This window comes from Deltaproteobacteria bacterium, from assembly GCA_005879535.1.
Taxonomy (GTDB): Bacteria; Myxococcota; Myxococcia; order Myxococcales; family 40CM-4-68-19; genus 40CM-4-68-19.
In genome coordinates, this window is the sequence record VBKI01000077.1 from 70,340 (window position 1) to 89,023 (window position 18,684).

Sequence of the window (18,684 nt, forward strand, 5' to 3'; positions counted from 1 at the left end):
CCGGTTGCTCCGGAGCGGGGTTGGTCCGAGGCGCCCGGGGCGCGGCGATCAGCGCTGCGAGCAGAAAGGCGATCACGGCGTCCTCCTCACTGGTGCATAAGCGGGTTCAGGCGCATCACTTGCGATTGCTGCGACGTGAGAGTTCCGGCGGACACTCCGGGCTCGAGGAACCAAAACATGAGGTTGTCTCCGCCACCGCAGGTCGGGGCGGAGGCGCACCGATCGGCCAGGAGCGTCGGAGCGGTCGTGCCATAGGTGCCGCACCTCGACCCCGGCGCCGCGCACGACGTGCAGGGGCATTTGGGCGTGTCGGTCAGCGGATCGAAGTCCGCGCCCTCCCTTTCGGTGGTGTGGAACAACCCGAGGAAATGGCCGGTCTCGTGCGCGGAGATGAACGCCACCTCGTCGGGACCGCAGGCGCCGATGTCGTATGCGCCGGTCGGGCAGCTGGCCAGACCCGAGAAGAGATCTGCGATCGAGACCACCGCGCCGCTCTGGACGGTGCCGTTGAACGAGGCCGGGCCGGGAATGGTCCCGTCGACGCCCACGACCATCCCGCCGGAGCCGGAGGAGTCCGTCTCCCTCAGGCCCTGCACCAGAAAGAGATTCATGAGATTCCCGTGATTCGCGGACGACAGCGTGAACATCTGGTTCATCTCTTCGCAAGGCCCGGTGGAAGTCACGTTCAGGTTGGTCCCGAAGCGCGTACGGGCAGCATCGCTGACGTCATAGAACTGCGCGTTCATCGCGATTCCGGCGTCCGCCATGATGCTCTGCACCGTCTGCACCATCCGTTTGACGTTGGGATCGTTGGGCGCATTCGCTGCCCGGAGCGGCGCCCCGGACCGCGTGTTGACGTCGGCGACGATGTAGAAGGCGACGTCCAGGACGCTCCCGGCCGGCAGCGTCCGGGTGATCACCGAGACGTCATACTCGCTCGCTGCCGTGCCGCCGTCGTTGCAGCCGGACACGAGCGTGCACTCGTATGCATAGTCATTCACTACGAATTTCCAGGTGCCGGCGGGAACGCCGCCGTCCAGCGACGCAGCCGTGTTCGGGATGGTGAACGCGGCGGTGTTCGGAGTTACACCGCCGTAGTGCGCATAGCTCCCCGAAGAATCCTCGCCGCCGTCCGGCGAAGGGTTGCCGGCATCCACGTTGTCGTCATAGGCGATCCTCCCGTCGGGGAACGTGACCGTCAGCGGCACCGCCGAGTTGTCGATGACCTGGTTCTTGTAGACGACGGTGAGGCCGGCGATCTTCGCCTGCTGCACGATGGTGACGCTGCCGGCACCGGATGGAACGGCGAAGGTAAGCTCCGTGCCCACCTTGTGGACCCCGAGAGACTGGACCTGCGCCGCCGGCAATGCGCTGGTCACGATCGATCGCTCGCACGACGAAGGAGTGCAGGCGCCCGGCGGAACGCAGGCGTTTCCCAGGGATGCACAGGTTTCACAGTTCGGGCTGCTGGAGCAGGCGGCCAGCGACGCGCCGGCGGCCAGCAGAAGGGTCGCGAGTCTCGTCACCGGTCCTCCAATCCTCCCAGTTCTAACCAGCTGCCTTGCAGCGCGTGCATTTCGATTTGTTTGCCAGGCTTCGAGGGGCCGTGATAGCCCCCAGCGAAGATGGCAGACCGCGTGCTCGTCGTCGACGATGAACAGAGCCTCCGGAAGATCCTCGCGGCCACGCTCCAGCGTGAGGGATATGAGGTGGAGGTCGCATCCGACGGCGAGGAGGCGCTGGCGGCGCTCGACCGCGACGGCGCCGACGTCGTGGTCACCGATCTGGTGATGCCGAAGATGGACGGCCTCTCGCTGCTCCGCAAGGTGGTCGTCTCCCACCCCGACGTACCCGTGATCGTGGTGACGGCCCACGGCCGGGTGGACAGCGCGGTAGAGGCGATGAAGGCCGGCGCGTTCGACTTCATCACCAAGCCCTTCGAGCACGCGGAGCTGAAGGCGATCATTGCCAAGGCCGCCCGCCAGTCCGATCTCAACGCCCGCAACGTCATCCCCGACGAGCCGGGGCGCCGCTTTACCGAGATCATCGGCAAGGGACAGCGGATGCTCGAGCTGCAGCAGATCATCTTCAAGGTCGCCGATGCGCCCTCCACGGTCCTGATCCAGGGCGAGAGCGGCACCGGAAAAGAGCTGGTCGCTACCGCGTTGCACGAGAAGTCCGACCGCCGCGACGGCCCGTTCATCAAGATCAACTGCGCCGCCATTCCCCGCGAGCTGGTCGAGGCCGAGCTGTTCGGTTTCGAGAAGGGCGCCTTCACCGGCGCGATCCAGAGCAAACCCGGCCGCTTCGAGCTCGCCGACGGCGGCACCCTCTTCCTCGACGAGATCGGCGAGATCCCCATCGAGATGCAGGTCAAGCTGCTCCGCGCCATCCAGGAGAGCGAGTTCGAGCGGGTGGGAGGAGTGAAGACGACGCGCGTCGTGGTGCGCCTGATCGCAGCCACCTCGCGGGACCTGACTCGGGAGATCGCGGCGGGAAGGTTCCGCGAGGACCTCTACTATCGGTTGAACGTCGTCCCCATCCACCTGCCGCCGCTGCGCGAGCGGCGGGACGACATTCCGCTGCTGGTGGAGCATTTCCGGCAGAAGTACAACGCTCGCCTGAAGAAGAACGTCGAGCGGATCGAGGACGACGCGCTGGCCGCCCTCGCCGGATACTCGTGGCCGGGCAACATCCGCGAGCTGGAGAACGTGCTCGAGCGGACGATCCTGTTCGCCGAGCGCCCCGTGATCCGCGCCGCCGACCTGCCGCCGTCGCTGCGGGCGAGGCCAATCTCGCCGGAAGAGCTCGCCGCCGCTGCCGGGCCCGGTCACCCCACCACACCCGGACCCCTCAAGGTGATCGTCAAGGAGCAGGTCCAGGCCGTGGAGCGCGACCTGATCGTCCGGGGCCTGGAAGTGACGAACGGAAACGTGACGAGGACGGCAAAGCTGCTCAAGATCTCCCGCAAGAGCCTGCAGATGAAGATGAAGGAGTTCGGGCTCCGGGGAGAAGATTGAGCCTGCTTGCATTGCTGATCGCCGCGCAGATCACGAACGTTGCCGACGCCGCAGACGAGAAGCACCCCCTGGAGATCGACGTCGAGGCGACCTTCCTGCACCTGCGGTCGGACACGACCATCGCCCGGGAGCGCCCGACGGCGGGCGGGATCCAGCTCGGTGACGAGCTGCAGCACACGCGCAAGCTCGACGCGCTGGAGCTGCGCCTCAAGGTCGGCGTCTGGCACGACCTGGAAGTGCACGTCGTCGCGCCGTACGCCCTCTGGGACGCCCAGGACTGGTCGGCCCTTCCGGGGAGCACGCTGGCCGCGAACACGATCTCGGTATCCGGATGCGGCGCGCCGGGAAGCTGCACGACGACGCAGCCGATCGGCGTCGTGCCCGGAAAGAGCCGGCGCTCCGGGTTCTTCGATCCCTCGATCGGAATTGCCTGGAGCCCGGTGAGCGAGGAGCGCGAGGCGCGACCGCAACCCGGATTCTTTCCGCAGGAGGCGGCCGTCGCGACATGGACGCTGGGCGTCGACTACACGGTGCCGCTCGGGGGCAAGGTGGACGACCCCTCGCGCGCCCTGGTCGGCACCTCGCGCCCCGAAGAGCGCCAGGCCCACGTGCTCACCGCCTGGACGGCATTCTCCAAACGATTCGGAATCCTGGAGCCGTATCTGAAGCTGGAAGGAACCGCTCCGTTCGCGTCCGGCAAGGCGTACGACAACTGCCGCCATCCGGAGCTGCTCGCCGACGTGGCGGCAGCGAACTGCGCCGGTTCCTGGAAGGGGGAGACCGGATACCAGCCACCGTACGAGGGGGCGATCACCGCCGGCAGCGAGCTGATCGCCTTCGAGGATCGCGCGGCGGACCGCCGGTTCTCCGTCGACCTGCGCGCGGGAGTGCGCTGGCACGGCCCTTCGGGCGGCTACACGCAGGTCACCGATCTGCTGGGAAAGCTGACCCACGCGGACGAGTACGTCACCACCACCGGGCAGCTCGCCGTGTACGGGCGGATCGCCCGCTGGTTGCAGCTCCGCGTCGTTGGGCTCGTGGGCAGGGACTCGGCGCACTTCCTCACCAACGAGGACATCGGCGAGGACAAGGACGGCGACGGGAACATCACCATCTCGCAGGGGACCGGCGCTCCCGCGCCCGATCAGAACCCGAACTACGACTTCCGCGTCGACCAGCCCGGCCGCCGCCTCCGCGCCGAACCGTCGTTGTTCTGGGGCATCTCCGGCACCCTGTCCCTCAATTTTTAAGTCTGGAGCCGCTACTTTTTCAATTTCAGGGCCAGCTGATAGACGTCTCGCTTGGAATGGGTCGTCGAGAGAGCGTCGGCGATTTCCTTTGGACGCTCGCCGCGCGCCAGGCGGGAGCGGATCTCCGATTCCAGGACCGCCGGGTCCTCGGACTCCGCCTCCGGGGCGCCGCGGACGACGATGACCACTTCGCCGCGGACATCGGCGGAGAAGCGCCGCTCCAGTTCCGAGAGTGTCCCGCGCGCGAGCTCCTCGTGCATCTTCGTCAGCTCCCGCGCGACCAGGGCCCGACGGTCGCCGAGCTCCGCGCGCAGATCCGCGAGCGTATCCGCCAGGCGCTGCGGCGCCTCGTAGAAGACCAGCTGTGAGCGCAGCGGACGCAGCTCCAGCAGCATCTGCGACCGCTGCGTCGCCTTGCGCGGCAGGAAGCCCGCGAAGTGAAACCGCCCCTCGGGAAACCCACTGATGCTCACCGCCGCGACGGCGGCGTTCGGCCCCGGGACCGGCACCACCTGGACGCCCTCCTCCGCCGCGCGGCGGACCAGGACCGAGCCGGGATCGCTGACCGCCGGCGTGCCGGCATCGGTGACGAGGGCCAGCGACTCGCCGCTGGCGAGCCTGCGGACGAGCGGTTCCACCCGCGCCGCCTCGTCGAATGCCGGCAAGGAGTGAAGCGGCTTGTGGATGCCCAGATGCTTGAGGAGGTTGCCGGAATGGCGCGTGTCCTCGGCGATGACGCCGTCGCACTCGCGCAGCACCTCCCGGGCGCGCTCGGTCAGATCGCGCAGGTTTCCGATCGGCGTCGCCACCACGTAGAGAGACATGGGAGAGACTTGTACAGCCTAAGACGCAGGCGCAAAGCCGCACCTTTCGGTGCGGCAGCGCCTAAACATCGAATGCGTTCTCGAAGTGGGTCAACGCCGGCCCCTGCGGGCCGTCCACCACCGCGATGACGTCGAAGCGCGCGGCCTTCCCGCGGCCGCCACGGTGCGCGAGATAATCGCGGGCGGCAGCGATCACCCGTCGCTGTTTGCGCGGATCGACGGTCTCCTCCGGGCTGCCGAAGAGCGACGTCGCCCGGGTGCGCACCTCGACGAACACCAGCAGCTCGCCCCTCTCGGCGATGATGTCCACCTCGCCGAGCCGGCAACGGTGGTTGCGCGCGACGATCCGGTAACCGCCGGCGCGCAGCAGCCCCGCCGCTGCCTCTTCCCCCAGCGCTCCAAAACGCGCTTTCGTCATGCCTGCAGGACCAGATCGGCGGTGCCGGGTGCCGGCGCATCGGCGACGCGGTGGATGACTTGCGTCTGCGTCCCGATGCCCTTGAGCATCTTGCCGATCAGCGCTCGTTTGGGAGCCTCGAGAATTCCGAAGGCGTCGTCGACGACCACCGGCAGGCGCTTGTACCCAGCCACGCGCTCGAGCAGCGTGAGCCGCAGGGCAGCGTACACCAGGTCCCGCAACGGAGGCGGCAGCGACATGAACGAACCCGTGCGACCGTCGGGCGCGCCGAGGACGAGCATCCCCTTGTCATCGGGCTTTCCGGAGACCACGCGCTTGTCGGTCAGCGCGTGGAGATAAGCGGTGAGGCGGGCCGACATCTGCGACCACAGCTCGTCGACGCCGAGATTGAGCAGCTCCGCCGCGCGGGAGATGACGTGCCTCGGCAGCTCCACCTCCGGAACCGCCACGCCGTTTTTCGACGCCGAGATTCCCAGGGCGTGCTTGAGATCCGCCTCGATCTCGGCGATGGGCCGGGAGAATCCCATCTGGTGCACTTGGTCCTCGAGCTTCGTCTTCTCCGACTCGAGGAGCGGGATCTCGACCGAGAGGCGCGTCACCTCGGGCTCGAGCTTCAACTTCTGCAGTCTCTCCAGCGCAGTCTCCCGCCGCTCGACGACGACCTCGCGGTCCTTGAACAGCGCCAACAGATCGACGGGCGAGTCCACCTTCGCCGCGCGCAAAGCAGCCTTGAGCGGCGCCTGCTCCGCCTCGTAGTCCTTCTTGATCCTCACCTCGCGCTCCTTCAGCTCCTGCACGTAGGTGGCGGCCTGCTTGTCGGCCTCGTCACCCTCGATCCAGCGAAGCACGACGATCAGCGGAGCCAGCAGCGGGACCAGGCCGAAGACCGCGACCGGCGGGCGCTTGAAGAAGTACGCGAGAGCATCGACGGCGATGCCGAGGAGGAGACCGCCGTAGAACCAGGCGTTCGAGAAGACGGGCTCCGGCAGCGGCGGGACGGTCTGGGCCGCCTTCTGCCGCCGCCTCACGACGTCGGCGAGACCATCGTCGCGCTTCTTCAGATCCTCCTTCGCGCGCGAGGCCTTGGTGGTCAGCTCCTTGATCTCCTCCGGCGGCCAGGGGGAACGCTTCAGCTCGTCCTGCACCGCCGCCAGATCCGCCTCCGCGTCCTTGAGCTTCTGTTGCTGGACCTTGAGGTCGTGCAGGCGCTGGGCGACCTTGAAGAGGCGATCCTGCGCCGCCTCGAACTTCCTGGTCATCTCCAGCTCTTCCTTCAAGGCGCGGACGCGCGGCTGGTCGACGTACGCGTCGTTCGCGGCGGCGGCCGCCTTTCCGCGCAGCGACGGGAGCTCGTTGATCTCGAGGACGAAGAACCCGGTATACGCGTCGCTCTGCGGCATGCCGCACTCGACGCGCAGGAACGAGTCGATCTCGAGCTGATCCTCAGTGATCTCCTCGAACCTCTTCGTCGCGGGATCGAAACGCAGGAGCTGCCGGCTTCCGCCCAGCTCGCGCAGGAGCCGATACGGTCTTCCGTCGCCCGAGAGCAGCCCGACGCCGACGCGCGTGGGGCCGGCGCCGTCGGTGAGCCGCTTGGGATCGTCGGGCGCCGGGCACACCGACGCAGTGAGAGCGGTGCGTAGAGAAGACGCCTTGGAGACCACCGCCACGTACCCCGATTTGAGCGAGAGCTGCCCATCTGCCGGCAGGTCCTTGACCTTCTGGAACAGCAGCTCCGTGAGCTGCACCCTCGCCCCCTCCGCGAAGAAACATCGCCTGCTAGAATTGCCTTGCGGTTACCTTCACTGTGGAGCTCCGCCTTCTTCGGCGCTCTTCAGGCGCGCGGCCTTGCCCTGCAGCTCGCGCAGGTAGAAGAGGCGGGCGCGCTTCACCTTGCCGCTGGTGACCACCTCGATCTTGTCGATCCGCGGCGAATAGAGCGGGAAGATGCGCTCCACGCCCACGCCGTAGCTCATCTTCCGCACCGTGAACGTGGTGTTCACGTGCCCGCGCTTGCGGCGGATGACGACTCCCTCGAAAATCTGGATTCGCTCCTTGTCGCCTTCGCTGATCTTCGTATGCACGCGCAGGGTGTCGCCGACGCGGAATTCGGGCACCTGGCCGCGGACTTCCGGCGTGACGTTGCGCTGCTCCACCAGCTCGATCGCCTTCGAACGCATCTTCGTACCCTCTCTGACTACCGCTCGCCCAAAAACAATTTGCCGTCAAGCCTTTTGCCGGGTGAGCAGGTCGGGGCGGCGCTCGCGTGTGCGCGCCACCGCTTGCTCGCGCCGCCACTCTGCGATCTTGCCATGATCGCCGGAGAGCAGCACATCGGGCACCCGCAGCCCGCGGAACTCCGGCGGGCGCGTGTATTGCGGCCCCTCGAGGAGCCCTTCGCCGGAAAAACTGTCCGCGTGTGCGGAAAGCTCGTTTCCCAGCACACCCGGAACGAGCCGCGCGATCGCCTCGATCACCGCCAGCGCCGCCACCTCGCCGCCGTTGAGAATGAAATCTCCCAGCGACATCTCCTCGTCCACCCAGCGCAAGACGCGCTCGTCGACCCCTTCGTAGCGCCCGCAGACGAGGATCAACGAAGCCAGGGCCGCCAGATCGCGCGCCTTGCGTTGATCGAAGCGTGCTCCTTGCGGCGAAAGGAGCACCACGCGCGCCGAAGGCTGCCGCGCGCGCGCCGCCTCGATGGCCGCGACCAGCGGCTCGGGCTTCATCACCATTCCCGCGCCGCCCCCGTAGGGAACGTCGTCGGTGACGCGATGCCGGCCCTCGGCGAACTCGCGGATGTCGGTGACCTGCACGCCGAGCAGACCCTTCCCGCGCGCCTTGGCGAGGATGCTCTCCTCGAGCGGCGCCGCGATCATGCGCGGGAACAGCGTGAGCACTTCGACGGACAGCACCGCTACTCCTCCAGATCGAACAAGCCCTCCGGCGCCTCCACGACGATTCGCCGCGACTCCGGAAGCACTTCCTTTACCAGGCCGAGCGGAACCAGCGTTCCGCCGGCCAGCCGGAGCAGATCCTGGGTTCCGGCTTCCTCCACATCCTCGACCACGCCATGGACGGTACCCTGCGGGTCCGACACCTCGTAGCCGATCAGATCCACCGCGTACATCTCGCCCTCTTCCAGCGCTGGCAAGTCCGCCCGGTCGACCCGCACTTCGCTTCCCCGCAGCGCGTCCGCCTGATCCCGATCGGCGACCCCCCGAAGCGCGACCAGGTAACCCAGGTTGACGCGCTCCGCGCGATCCACTTCGAACTCCTGCTCCCCCACCCAGAGCCGGCGGACGCGGCGCAAGGCCTCCGAATCCGCGTTGTAGGGCGCGATCAAGAGACGCCCGCGGACGCCGTGGGCCCTCGCGACCCGCCCCACCGCGAGGAGCTCCGGCACTTTGGCCTACCGGCCGGCTGGCGCAGCCGACTTCTTCGCCTGCTTGATGATCTGCGCGACGGTGGCGCTCGGCCGGGCGCCCATCTTCAGCCAGTGCTCGAGCCGATCCTGCTTGAGGTGGATGCGTGCCGGCTTGTGGTTCGGATCATAGGTGCCGATCTCCTCGTTGAAGCGCCCGTCGCGCGGATTCCGCGAGTCTGTCGCAACTACGTGATAGAACGGCGATTTCTTGGCACCCCGGCGGGCGAGGCGCAGCTTGACGGCCATCGGCGCAGCTCCTTGAAAAAGCGGGCTTCTTTACATGGAGCGGCCCGTCGCCGTCAAGCCTATCGACACGGCAGGCAGTCGGGCGGCTACCTCTTCAGGACGGACTTCAGCGTGCTGCCGAGCTCGTGCGGCCCCTCGGCGAGGTGCACGCCGGCCTCGCGCAGGGCGCGGAACTTGTCCTGCGCCGTCCCCTTCCCGCCCGAGATGATGGCGCCCGCGTGACCCATCCGCTTCCCGGGTGGGGCCGTCGCCCCGGCAATGAAGCCGACTACCGGCTTCTTGTAATTGGACTTGATCCACGCGGCCGCGTCCTCTTCCTCGCCGCCCCCGATCTCGCCGATGAGGATCACCGCATCCGTCTCGGGGTCCTGCGCGAACAGCTTCATGCAGTCGACGAAATTGAGCCCGTGCACCGGATCGCCGCCGATCCCGACGGCCGTGCTCTGCCCCATTCCCAGCTGCGTCACCTGGTGCACCGCCTCATACGTCAGGGTGCCGGAGCGGGAGACGATCCCGATGCGGCCCTTGCGGTGGATGTGACCGGGCATGATCCCGATCTTGCACTCGCCGGGCGTGATCACCCCGGGGCAGTTGGGCCCGATCAGCCGCGTCGCCGAGCCCTCCATGGCGCGCTTCACCTTGACCATGTCGTCGATGGGAATGCCTTCGGTGATGCAGACCACCAGCGGAAGGCCCGCGTCGACGGCCTCGAGGATGGAGTCGGCCGCGAACGGCGGCGGCACGAAGATCACGCTGGCGTTCGCTCCCGTCTGCTCGACGGCCCGGGCGAGCGTGTCGAACACCGGCACCTTGTCCTCGAACCTCTGCCCGCCCTTTCCCGGAGTGACGCCGGCCACCAGCTGCGTGCCGTAAGCGAGCATCTGCCTGGAGTGGAACGAACCCGCGCTGCCGGTGATGCCCTGGCAGACCACGCGGGTGTCCTTGTTGACGAGGATGCTCATGCTCGTTCTCCGGAATCCGTGAATCTTCCGAGGCGCTGCGGGTCGGGATAGCCGAGCTCGCGGTGGAGCCTTGCGGCGATGCTCTCGGCGTCGCCTCCGTCCGCGCGCCGGTATACCCATCCGACGGGAAAGAGATGGCGCGCGCCCTTGTCCGGAGTGATCACGCGCACCGCGGGGCCGAGGGCGTGTCCAGGGACCCACTCGCCGGCGAAATTTCGCACCAGGACCTCCCCGAGCCAGCAGCCCAATGCGTCGCGGTACTCGTTGTGCTTCGCCAGCCGATCCGCCAGATCGTCGACGTAGCGCAGCTCGTCGCGCGCGAAGGTGAGCGCGATCCCGTGCTCGCGGAGCACCGAGACGAAATGCTCGGCGCTGTCGCGGAAGTCCGCCGCGCCCGGCTTCCCGAGGATGTTGCGGAAGATGGCCGAGACGAACCCCACCTCACGCCCTGTTGGCGGCCGCGACCGCCTTGCGGGCGGCATCGCCCAGATCGTCGGCGGGCGTGATCGCCAGTCCGCTGGACGCGAGCAGCGCCTTCCCCTGCTCGACGTTGGTTCCTTCCAGCCGGACCACCAGCGGTACCTCGAGGTGCACCTGCTTCGCCGCCGCGATGATGCCGGCGGCGATCACGTCGCACTTCATGATCCCGCCGAAGATGTTCACCAGCACTGCCTTGACCTGGGGATCGGCGAGGAGGAGCTTGAACGCCGCGGTCACCTTGGCCTCGTCGGCGCCGCCTCCCACGTCGAGGAAGTTCGCAGGCTCTCCGCCGGCGAGCTTGATCATGTCCATGGTGCTCATCGCCAGGCCGGCGCCGTTCACCATGCAACCGATGTTTCCCTCCAGGCCCACGTAGCTGAGGTCGTGCTCCTTGGCCTGCGCCTCACGCGGATCCTCTTCGTCGGGATCGCGGAGCGCGGCCAGCTCCTTGTGGCGGTAGAGCGCGTTGTCGTCGAGGTTGATCTTGGCGTCGAGCGCAATCACGTCGCCTTGCTTCGTGACCACCAGCGGATTGATCTCCACGATGCTGGCATCGCTCGCCTCGTACGCCTTGTACGTTCCGGTGGCGAAGCGGACGAAGCTGTTCACCGCGTTGCCGGAGAGGCCGAGCCCGAACGCCAGATCGCGCGCCTGGTATCCAGCGAGGCCGATGACCGGATCGATCGCCGCGCGCAGGATCTTCTCCGGGTGCTTCGCGGCGACCTCCTCGATCTCCACCCCACCCTCGCTGGACGCCATCACCACGTTGCGGCCGATGGCGCGGTCGAGGGTGACGCCGAGATAGAGCTCGCGGGCGATGTCGCATCCTTCCTCGACGTAGATCTTCCGCACCTTCTGGCCCTGCGGGCCGGTCTGGTGGGTGACGAGCTGCATGCCCATCATCTTCTTGAAGACCTCGCCCGCCTCTTCCGGGCTCCGCGCCAGCTTCACTCCGCCGCCCTTGCCGCGGCCGCCCGCGTGAATCTGCGCTTTGACCACGACGACGCCCTTCTCGCCCATCAGCTCGCGCGCGGCGGCGACGGCTTCGTCCTGCGACTGGACCAGCTTGCCGCGCGGGACCGCGACGCCGTATCCGCGCAGGATCTCCTTGGCCTGGTACTCGTGGATCTTCATGGCGGGCGCCTCAGTACACCGCACCGCCAGGGTGCGCAAGCGCGGGTAGGCGCTCGAACATCGTCAGTCAGTTCAGGGTCTAGGTTTTACGCTGCCCAGCTGCGGCGCGTCCCGACCAGGCTCTCGAACTGCGGCGCTTCGACGGGCCGGCTCAGGTGGTACCCCTGCGCGTAGGCGCAGTGCATCTTGCGCAAGACCTCGAGCTGCTGCTCGGTCTCCACACCCTCCGCAACCACCTCCATGTCGAGGCTGTTGGCGAGGGCCAGGATGGTGTTGACGATCTCCACCGCGTCATCGCTCGCGCCGATGCGATGGATGAAGCTGCGGTCGATCTTGAGAGTGTCGATGGGGAACTGGTGCAGGTAGCTGAGCGAGCTGTAGCCGGTCCCGAAGTCGTCGAGGTCGATGCGCACTCCCATCGCCCGCAGCTCCGTCATGGTCTGCGCGACGTTGGGATGCTTGTCCATCAGCAGTGACTCGGTGACCTCCAGGCGGAGCGAGCGCGGGGACAGGCCCGTGGCGCGCAGCACCTCCGCCACTTCCGCAACGAGCCCCGGTCCCTGGAACTGGCGCGAGCTGAGGTTCACGCCGATCTCGAGACCCGGCTGGCCGAGCCGCTCCTGCCACTCCTTCATCTGCCGGGAGGCTTCGCGCAGCACCCAGGCGCCGATCTCCACGATCAGCCCGGTCTCCTCCGCCAGCGGGATGAACTCCATCGGGGGGACCAGGCCGCGCTCCGGGTGGTTCCAGCGCAGCAGCGCTTCCGCGCCGGTAATCTGCCCCGAAGTGAGCGAAACCACCGGCTGGTAATGGAGGCGGAACTCGTTGCGCTCCAGCGCCCGCCTCAGCGCCGTCTCCAGCTGCAGGAGCTCGACCGCGCGGTCGTGCATGCTGGCGTCGAACTCGACGCAGCGGCCGCGTCCCTGCGCCTTCGCGCGATACAGCGCCGTGTCCGCGTCGCGAAGGATGTCCTCGGGATGCGCGTACGTCGCGCTGCCGTGGGCGATGCCGATCGAAGCGCCGCTGAAGACTTCGAGAGCGCCCAGCCAGAACGGAACGCGCAGCTCTTCCCGCAGACGGTCGGCGACCTTGCGTGCGTCGGCGGCGGTGGCGACGTCCTCGAGCAGGATGGTGAATTCGTCTCCGCTCAGGCGAGCCACGCTGTCGCCGGGCCGCAGGCAGGACTGGAGCCTTCGGGCAACTTCGATCAAGAGCTCGTCGCCGCGGACGTGCCCGAGGCTGTCGTTGATCACCTTGAAGCGGTCGATGTCCAGGACCAGGACGGAGAAGCTGGTCTTGTGCCGGCGCTTCTCCAGCGCCAGGCGATGCTCGAGGCGATCGAGGAATAGCGCGCGATTGGGAAGCCCGGTGAGCAAGTCATGGAACGCGTCGTGGAGCAGCTTGTCGCGCTCCGCCGACTCCGCGGTTACGCGCGCGGTGACGTCGACGACGGCGCCGCTGATCAGCCGCTGGCCATCCTTCTCCAACGAGCGCTGGTGCACCTCCAGGTGGACCAGCTGGCCGTCGCGGCGCACGGCGCGGATGACATAGGGTCCCGCCGTTTCGGCTGCGCGCAGCAACGAGAGATCGGGCGGATAGACGAACTCGAGAAACGACCCGCCCACCATTTCTTCGCGCTTGCATCCGACCAGCTCGGCGGCGCGGGCGTTCAGCCAGACAATCTTCTCGCCCGAAAGCGCGTAGAGGCCCACGAGGCAATGATCGAGCAGGAAAGGAAGGTGATCGGGAAGCATCGCGGCACTGCAAACATACAGGTCGAGGACGGGGGGGCGACAACGCGACCTCCTCCCACGCGCGACCCTGTTAGTCTCCAGCCGTGCGCGCGTTCTTCTGCGACACATACGAGGTGCCACTTCCGCCCGGGCACAGGTTCCCGATGCCGAAGTACCGGCTGCTCCGCGAGCGGCTTCTCGCGGAGGGCGTGCTTCATCCGCGGGAACTGGAAGAATCTGGCGTGATCGACCGCGCCTCGCTGCTCCTCGCGCACACCCCGGAGTACCTGGACGCGGTCTTCTCCGGAACACTCGCCGCCGACGCGCAGCGCAGGCTGGGATTCTCCTGGAGCGCAGCGCTCCTCGCCCGATCGCGCGCCAGCGTCTTCGGGACGGTGCTGGCAGCACGCGCCGCGCTCGACGACGGTGTCGCCGGCAACCTCGCGGGCGGGACGCACCATGCGTTCGCGGACCGCGGCACCGGATTCTGCGTCTTCAACGACATCGCGGTGGCCGCGCGCGCTCTGCAGCGCGAAGGGTTGATCGAGCGCGCGCTGGTGGTCGACCTCGACGTCCACCAGGGCGACGGCACCGCCGCGATCTTCGCGGACGATCCGACCGTGTTCACCTTCTCCATGCACGGCGCGAATAATTTTCCCTTCCACAAGCAGCGCTCTTCCCTCGACGTCGAGCTTCTCGATGGTTGTCAGGATTCTGAATATATTGCGTGCCTCGAGCGCCACCTGCCGCGAGCGCTCGACCTGGCGCGGCCCGACATCGTCTTCTTCCAGGCCGGCGTCGATCCGCTGGATGGAGATCAGCTCGGCCGCCTCCGGCTGTCGCTCGACGGCCTCCGCCGGCGCGATCGCATCGTCGCGACCGCGGCGCGCCGAACAGGGGCGCCGCTGGTACTGACGCTCGGCGGCGGGTATGCACGTCCCATCGCGCTCTCGGTCGACGCGCACGTCGGGACGTGGCGCGAAGCACGCGCGGCCTTCTAGCGGTCGAGGCTGTACACGTTTTGCGGACGCACCTTCTTCTTGTGCATCTGCGTCCGGTGGTACCGCGTACCCTGCTTCTGTTCCTGCACGCGCGATTGCACGCCGCCCGCGGCGATCAGCAGAACTCCCGCGGCCGCGAGCGTCACGAAACCGAGCGGCAGGTGCCAGCGCCAGTTGGGCGGGTCCTTCTCCAACAGGGCCGGACGCTCCAGCTGCGCCGCGTGGACCAGCTCGCGCACATCCTGCGCGATTGTGGTGGTCACGGAGTGGATCAGCGGTTCCATCCCACCTGTCTGACGCAACGCGCAGGCGAACGGTTCAACGCCGCAATTTCAATGGCTTGCGAGCCAGACCGGGATCAGGCCTTCCACTTGGTGAACGTGACCGTGGTGCCCTCGTTTTGCTTCGACTGGATCTGGAAGTCGTCGACGAGCCGGCGAACCCCTGGCAATCCCAGACCGAGCCCTCCGGAGGTGGAAAATCCGTCGCGCAGCGCTTGGTCGACGTCGTCGATTCCCGGTCCGTCGTCGTGCGCCACCACCTGGATGCCTTGCCGCGCCGACCCGACTCCGATCGCTTTCAGCCGGATCTCGCCCTGCTTCGCGTAGGTGACGATGTTGCGCGCGAGCTCCGAGATTGCCAGCGCGATCAGCGTCGCGTCTCCGGAAGAGAAGTTCAGCGCCGTGGCGAGCCCACGCCCCTTCTGACGAGCGGTGACGATGTCCTGGTCCGAGCGGATTGGAACCTGGATCTCGTCTTCCACCAGGCTCGGGTAAAGCCTGTGGCGTCGTTCAGTCAATACCCTGGGTAGCGCTCTCTCGCCTGCCGAACCTTGCAAGCCGTGGGGCGCAAGGCGCGCCCCGCAGTGAGCTCCTTACTGCAGCGACAGGGTCACGCTGCCGCCGGAAGGGAGATGGAGGTACGAGATGCACCTGCCGGCGTACGTCTCGGGCGCATGATTGATGCAAGCGGATTGCGTCGAACAGCAAACCCCGCTCGCCTGGAACCACACCTCTTGCGGACTGGTGAACTTCGCCTGGGTGCCGTTGACGACCGTTCCGGTGACCCCGGACCAATTGCGGCCCATGGTGTCGGCCATGCGGGAGCCGATGTCTTCCTGCCGCAGACTGATGATGGGAAGCGTCGAGTACGTGCGGAACTTCGAGAACGCCATGTCGAGCAGGTCGCCGAGCAGCGTATGGGTTCCGTCGTAGGCTCGCATGTTCGACTGGTGGTACATGTGCGGATCGAGCTCGCCCCGCAGCATGTAGATGAGGAGGTTCTGGCTCTCCTTGTCGAGGATCTCCTGGTAGGTCAGGTTGCGGCCCCAGAAAGACGCGTAGATGGCGTTGTATTCGGCCGTCCAGTCGGTGGGATTCGTCACGTTGTAGAAAAGATTCGTAGGCCGGCGCGGGACGAAGAGGATCTCCGGCCGGAGGTCGCTATAGACGCCGGTGTTTGGCGCTCGGTTGGTCGGCGTCGAGCCCGTGCCCTTGCCGGACTCCGTCGAGGTATCGCTCACCATGAAGAGGACGCCGTTGTCATAGCAAGCATTGAGCGCTGCCTGGTTGTGGAGGCCGGAGACATCGGGGCTGATGAACCCCTGGGGGCTGAAGTCGGTGAACGAATGGTCGGCGGCGAACTGGATGTTCTGCGCGAGCTCCGCATAGGCCACGTCGTAGGTGACGGCGTCCAGGTTCTCGTGCGTGAACGTGTGGTTGGTGAAATAGAAGTCATAGGCGGTCGCGGTCATCGCGTTCGTGAGCGGATCGTTCGGCACGTCGGGATCGCTGCCTCCCTCGCCATTGAAGGCCATCGTCAGCCTGAATCCCGAGTTTCCGGGCTTCACCACCTGAGAGCTCCACCAGTCGTGCGTCTTGTTGTAGTCGGTGGCCGTGATCCGGTAAACGCCGCCGGGGTACATGCTCGCCATATACATGTCGTCGTCGATGAGCAGGTCGTCGACCTGGGGCTGAAGGTAGGCGCGGAACTCGCCCATGTAAGCGCCCCTCGTGACCCACTCCACCAGGCCGTGGGCGAGGATGAGATCATGGACGAGGAACGGGTTCGAGTCGAAGGTGAGGGCCATGGTCTCGCGCCCGTCGGAGGTCACGCGGCTCGAAACCAGCGCGTTGTTGGCGCTATCCACCAGCAAAGGCGTGACGTTCGGATCCGATGCCGTAGCGCGGTACGCCCAGGCGTTGGTAATCGGAACCGGGTTCGCGGCATTCACGTAGGGAAAGATCGTCCTGCCGGCGGTCGTCAGCGTCGCGTTGATCGGCGACGACGTCGTGTCGCTGCCCGACGAGGGCGGATTCAGGCCCTGATCCGCTCCCGGGTAGACGTACCAGGAAATTTCCCGCACGTGGAACTGCGCCTCGTACGTTCGCAACGCCTGCCATTCGGCAGCCGTGAGCGCCGAACGCCACGTCGCGCCGCCATCGGGCGAATACGAGAGCGCCCCGGTCGTGAGGATGACCCCCTGGTACTTGCCGTTGCAGCCGGTCGCCAGAACAGCAGAGGTCAACTGTCCCGCCTTCTGGGTCGCGATCCATGTCGTGTACGGGATGGTGTGGAAGCCCAGCCCCTCCTGGATCGCCCCGAGGTCCGCCTCCGTCCCGTCGGTGGAGATGACCAGCACGTTCATCGCCTTCGTCCAGTTGGTGCAGCCCGGCGGCGGCGTGGTGACCGCCTCCGTGCTGCTGGAACCCGTCCGCAGCGCGTGCGAGCCCGTCGGGAAAGCCGAGATGGTTGGCAGGGCCGGCAACGGCGGCAAGTCGACGGGGCCCAGCGGGTTGGTGGGAATGACCGGCGGCGCGACGGGCGCCAGCCTGAGGGTTTCCATCGGCACGCCCGCGCAGGCGGGCCCGGCGCAGATGGCCTCAGGGTCGAGGATGATAGGTCCGGTGAGCTGGTTTCCGCGGTCTGCGGCACCGCTCGACGATCCGCCGCACGCGACGAGGACAGCAACGGCTCCAACTGGAACAAAGAATCTGAATGTGGTCACGGCGGTGCTCCTGGCTTCATTCCCCTCCCGGATGACGGTCCTCAAATCAGAAGGAAAGTGACGGTCTGGCCAGCTCCGACCTTCACGATGCTGATGCACTTGCCGGCGTACATCTCGGCGTTCGAGGCACAGAGACCGCTGACGGCGAACTCAACGCTCACCGGGCTGCTGAAGGAGACGCTCACGCCGGGGGTCAACAACGCGCTCACTCCGGCATTGTTGCGGGCCATGGTCCGCGCGATCCGGGCCCCGGCATCGTTCATGTCGGGGCTCATGATCGGCAGCGTGGAATACTTGCGGAACTTCTGGAAGGCGACGTCGAGCAAATCGCCGAGCAGGGTGTGAACGCCGTCGTATGCCCTGGTGTTGGACTGGTGGTACATCGCCGGGTCGATGTTTCCCTGCAGCAGGTAGACGAGGAGGTTCTGGCTCTCCTTGTCGAGGATCTCCGCGTAGGAGAGCGCCCGCCCCCAGTACGAGGTGTAGAGGAAGTTGTATTCGGCCCCCCACTCGGACGGTGTCGAGACGTTGTAGAAGAGGTTGGTCGGCTTGCGCGGGATGTGAAGCAGACCCCGCTTCAGCGTGCTGTAGATACCGATGTTCGGCGCGGGACTGTCCCAGCCGACCCGCGAGGTGTCACTCACCGTGTAGCGAACGCCCAAGTCCCAGGCCGCCGACATGGCCGCCGGGTTGGTGAGCCCCGAGATCTCGGGCGTCACCAGGTTCATCGTGGTGTAGTTCTTGAATCCGTGGCTCCTGGCGTATCCGTCGTTCTGATCGAACTCGCTGAACGCAGTGGCGTAGTCCATCCCGTCCAGGTTCGTGTGATCCCAGGTGTGGCTGATCCAGTGGAAGTCGCCGCTGTACGTCCTCACCGCGGTGGTCAGCGGATCGCTGTCGTCGGCGCCATAGGCGTTGAACGCCCACGCGAGACGGAAGTTTGGACCCGCAGTGGCCTTCCGTGAGGCCTGCCAGGCGCGCGTGGCATTGAAATCGAGATCTGACATCCGGAACGCCCCGCCGACGTACAGGTCGTCGTCAATCAGGACGTCGTCGATCTGGGCCTCGGTGTACGCACGGAACTCGCCGAGGTACATGCCCTTGGTCACCCATTCCACCAGCCCGTGGGCAAGCACCAGATCGTGGATCAGCCATTGGTTCGTGTCGAAGGTCAGCGCGATG

General features: G+C 66.8%; 18 protein-coding genes. 3 read left to right on the plus strand and 15 right to left on the minus strand.

Features of this window, described 5'->3' with window-relative positions; all coding sequences use genetic code 11:
- Positions 1-86: 86 nt before the first annotated feature.
- On the minus strand, positions 87-1,526 hold the full coding sequence (locus tag E6J58_17765) for a hypothetical protein (GenBank protein TMB34853.1): 1,440 nt from the start codon (positions 1,524-1,526) through the stop codon (positions 87-89).
- A gap of 99 nt (positions 1,527-1,625) precedes the next feature.
- Between E6J58_17765 and E6J58_17770 the strand changes: the two genes are divergently transcribed.
- Both E6J58_17770 and E6J58_17775 read left to right on the plus strand, forming a co-directional pair.
- A complete protein-coding gene (locus E6J58_17770) occupies positions 1,626-3,020 on the plus strand; it encodes a sigma-54-dependent Fis family transcriptional regulator (protein ID TMB34854.1) in 1,395 nt (464 codons plus the stop codon).
- The gene (locus tag E6J58_17775) at positions 3,017-4,270 is read left to right on the plus strand and encodes a hypothetical protein (protein ID TMB34855.1); all 1,254 of its coding nucleotides are present in this window, start codon (positions 3,017-3,019) and stop codon (positions 4,268-4,270) included. The genes E6J58_17770 and E6J58_17775 overlap by 4 nt, the downstream gene beginning before the upstream one ends.
- Positions 4,271-4,281: 11 nt before the next feature.
- On the opposite strand, the gene rsmI is transcribed toward E6J58_17775, so the two are convergent.
- The 11 genes from rsmI to E6J58_17830 form a co-directional block, all read right to left on the minus strand.
- Positions 4,282-5,094 carry a 16S rRNA (cytidine(1402)-2'-O)-methyltransferase gene (gene rsmI, locus E6J58_17780; protein ID TMB34856.1) on the minus strand — a complete coding sequence of 271 codons (813 nt, stop codon included), beginning with the start codon at positions 5,092-5,094 and terminating at the stop codon, positions 4,282-4,284.
- A 61-nt stretch (positions 5,095-5,155) separates the two neighbouring features.
- Positions 5,156-5,512 (minus strand): YraN family protein, encoded by a 357-nt coding sequence (locus tag E6J58_17785; protein ID TMB34857.1) that lies wholly within the window; start codon positions 5,510-5,512, stop codon positions 5,156-5,158.
- Positions 5,509-7,260 (minus strand): hypothetical protein, encoded by a 1,752-nt coding sequence (locus E6J58_17790; protein TMB34858.1) that lies wholly within the window; start codon positions 7,258-7,260, stop codon positions 5,509-5,511. Before E6J58_17790 ends, E6J58_17785 begins: the two co-directional genes overlap by 4 nt.
- Positions 7,261-7,314: 54 nt before the next feature.
- Positions 7,315-7,692: a 50S ribosomal protein L19 gene (locus E6J58_17795; protein TMB34859.1), complete on the minus strand. Its 378-nt coding sequence runs from the start codon at positions 7,690-7,692 to the stop codon at positions 7,315-7,317.
- Positions 7,693-7,737: 45 nt separating this feature from the next.
- The gene (trmD, locus tag E6J58_17800) at positions 7,738-8,427 is read right to left on the minus strand and encodes a tRNA (guanosine(37)-N1)-methyltransferase TrmD (protein ID TMB34860.1); all 690 of its coding nucleotides are present in this window, start codon (positions 8,425-8,427) and stop codon (positions 7,738-7,740) included.
- Positions 8,428-8,429: 2 nt separating this feature from the next.
- Entirely contained in the window at positions 8,430-8,918 is a 489-nt protein-coding gene (gene rimM, locus E6J58_17805) for a 16S rRNA processing protein RimM (GenBank protein TMB34861.1), read from the minus strand.
- A gap of 6 nt (positions 8,919-8,924) precedes the next feature.
- The gene (locus E6J58_17810; protein TMB34862.1) at positions 8,925-9,185 is read right to left on the minus strand and encodes a 30S ribosomal protein S16; all 261 of its coding nucleotides are present in this window, start codon (positions 9,183-9,185) and stop codon (positions 8,925-8,927) included.
- 86 nt (positions 9,186-9,271) lie between these two features.
- On the minus strand, positions 9,272-10,147 hold the full coding sequence (gene sucD, locus E6J58_17815) for a succinate--CoA ligase subunit alpha (protein ID TMB34863.1): 876 nt from the start codon (positions 10,145-10,147) through the stop codon (positions 9,272-9,274).
- Positions 10,144-10,587 (minus strand): hypothetical protein, encoded by a 444-nt coding sequence (locus E6J58_17820; GenBank protein TMB34864.1) that lies wholly within the window; start codon positions 10,585-10,587, stop codon positions 10,144-10,146. The genes sucD and E6J58_17820 overlap by 4 nt, the downstream gene beginning before the upstream one ends.
- 1 nt (position 10,588) lies before the next feature.
- Entirely contained in the window at positions 10,589-11,761 is a 1,173-nt protein-coding gene (gene sucC / locus E6J58_17825; GenBank protein ID TMB34865.1) for an ADP-forming succinate--CoA ligase subunit beta, read from the minus strand.
- A gap of 86 nt (positions 11,762-11,847) precedes the next feature.
- The gene (locus E6J58_17830) at positions 11,848-13,623 is read right to left on the minus strand and encodes an EAL domain-containing protein (GenBank protein ID TMB34866.1); all 1,776 of its coding nucleotides are present in this window, start codon (positions 13,621-13,623) and stop codon (positions 11,848-11,850) included.
- On the opposite strand from E6J58_17830, the gene E6J58_17835 reads away from it, so the two are divergent.
- The gene (locus E6J58_17835; GenBank protein TMB34867.1) at positions 13,599-14,495 is read left to right on the plus strand and encodes a histone deacetylase; all 897 of its coding nucleotides are present in this window, start codon (positions 13,599-13,601) and stop codon (positions 14,493-14,495) included. The two genes, E6J58_17830 and E6J58_17835, sit on opposite strands and share 25 nt — an antisense overlap.
- Here E6J58_17835 and E6J58_17840 read toward each other — a convergent pair.
- The 3 genes from E6J58_17840 to E6J58_17850 all read right to left on the minus strand — a co-directional run bounded on the left by E6J58_17840 (position 14,492) and on the right by E6J58_17850 (position 17,340).
- Positions 14,492-14,779, minus strand: a complete 288-nt coding sequence (locus tag E6J58_17840) for a hypothetical protein (GenBank protein ID TMB34868.1) — start codon at positions 14,777-14,779, stop codon at positions 14,492-14,494. The two genes, E6J58_17835 and E6J58_17840, sit on opposite strands and share 4 nt — an antisense overlap.
- A gap of 74 nt (positions 14,780-14,853) precedes the next feature.
- Complete coding sequence (locus E6J58_17845) at positions 14,854-15,258, minus strand: anti-sigma regulatory factor (GenBank protein TMB34869.1); 405 nt, start codon at positions 15,256-15,258, stop codon at positions 14,854-14,856.
- A gap of 111 nt (positions 15,259-15,369) precedes the next feature.
- Complete coding sequence (locus E6J58_17850) at positions 15,370-17,340, minus strand: hypothetical protein (GenBank protein ID TMB34870.1); 1,971 nt, start codon at positions 17,338-17,340, stop codon at positions 15,370-15,372.
- Positions 17,341-18,684 lie beyond the last annotated feature (1,344 nt).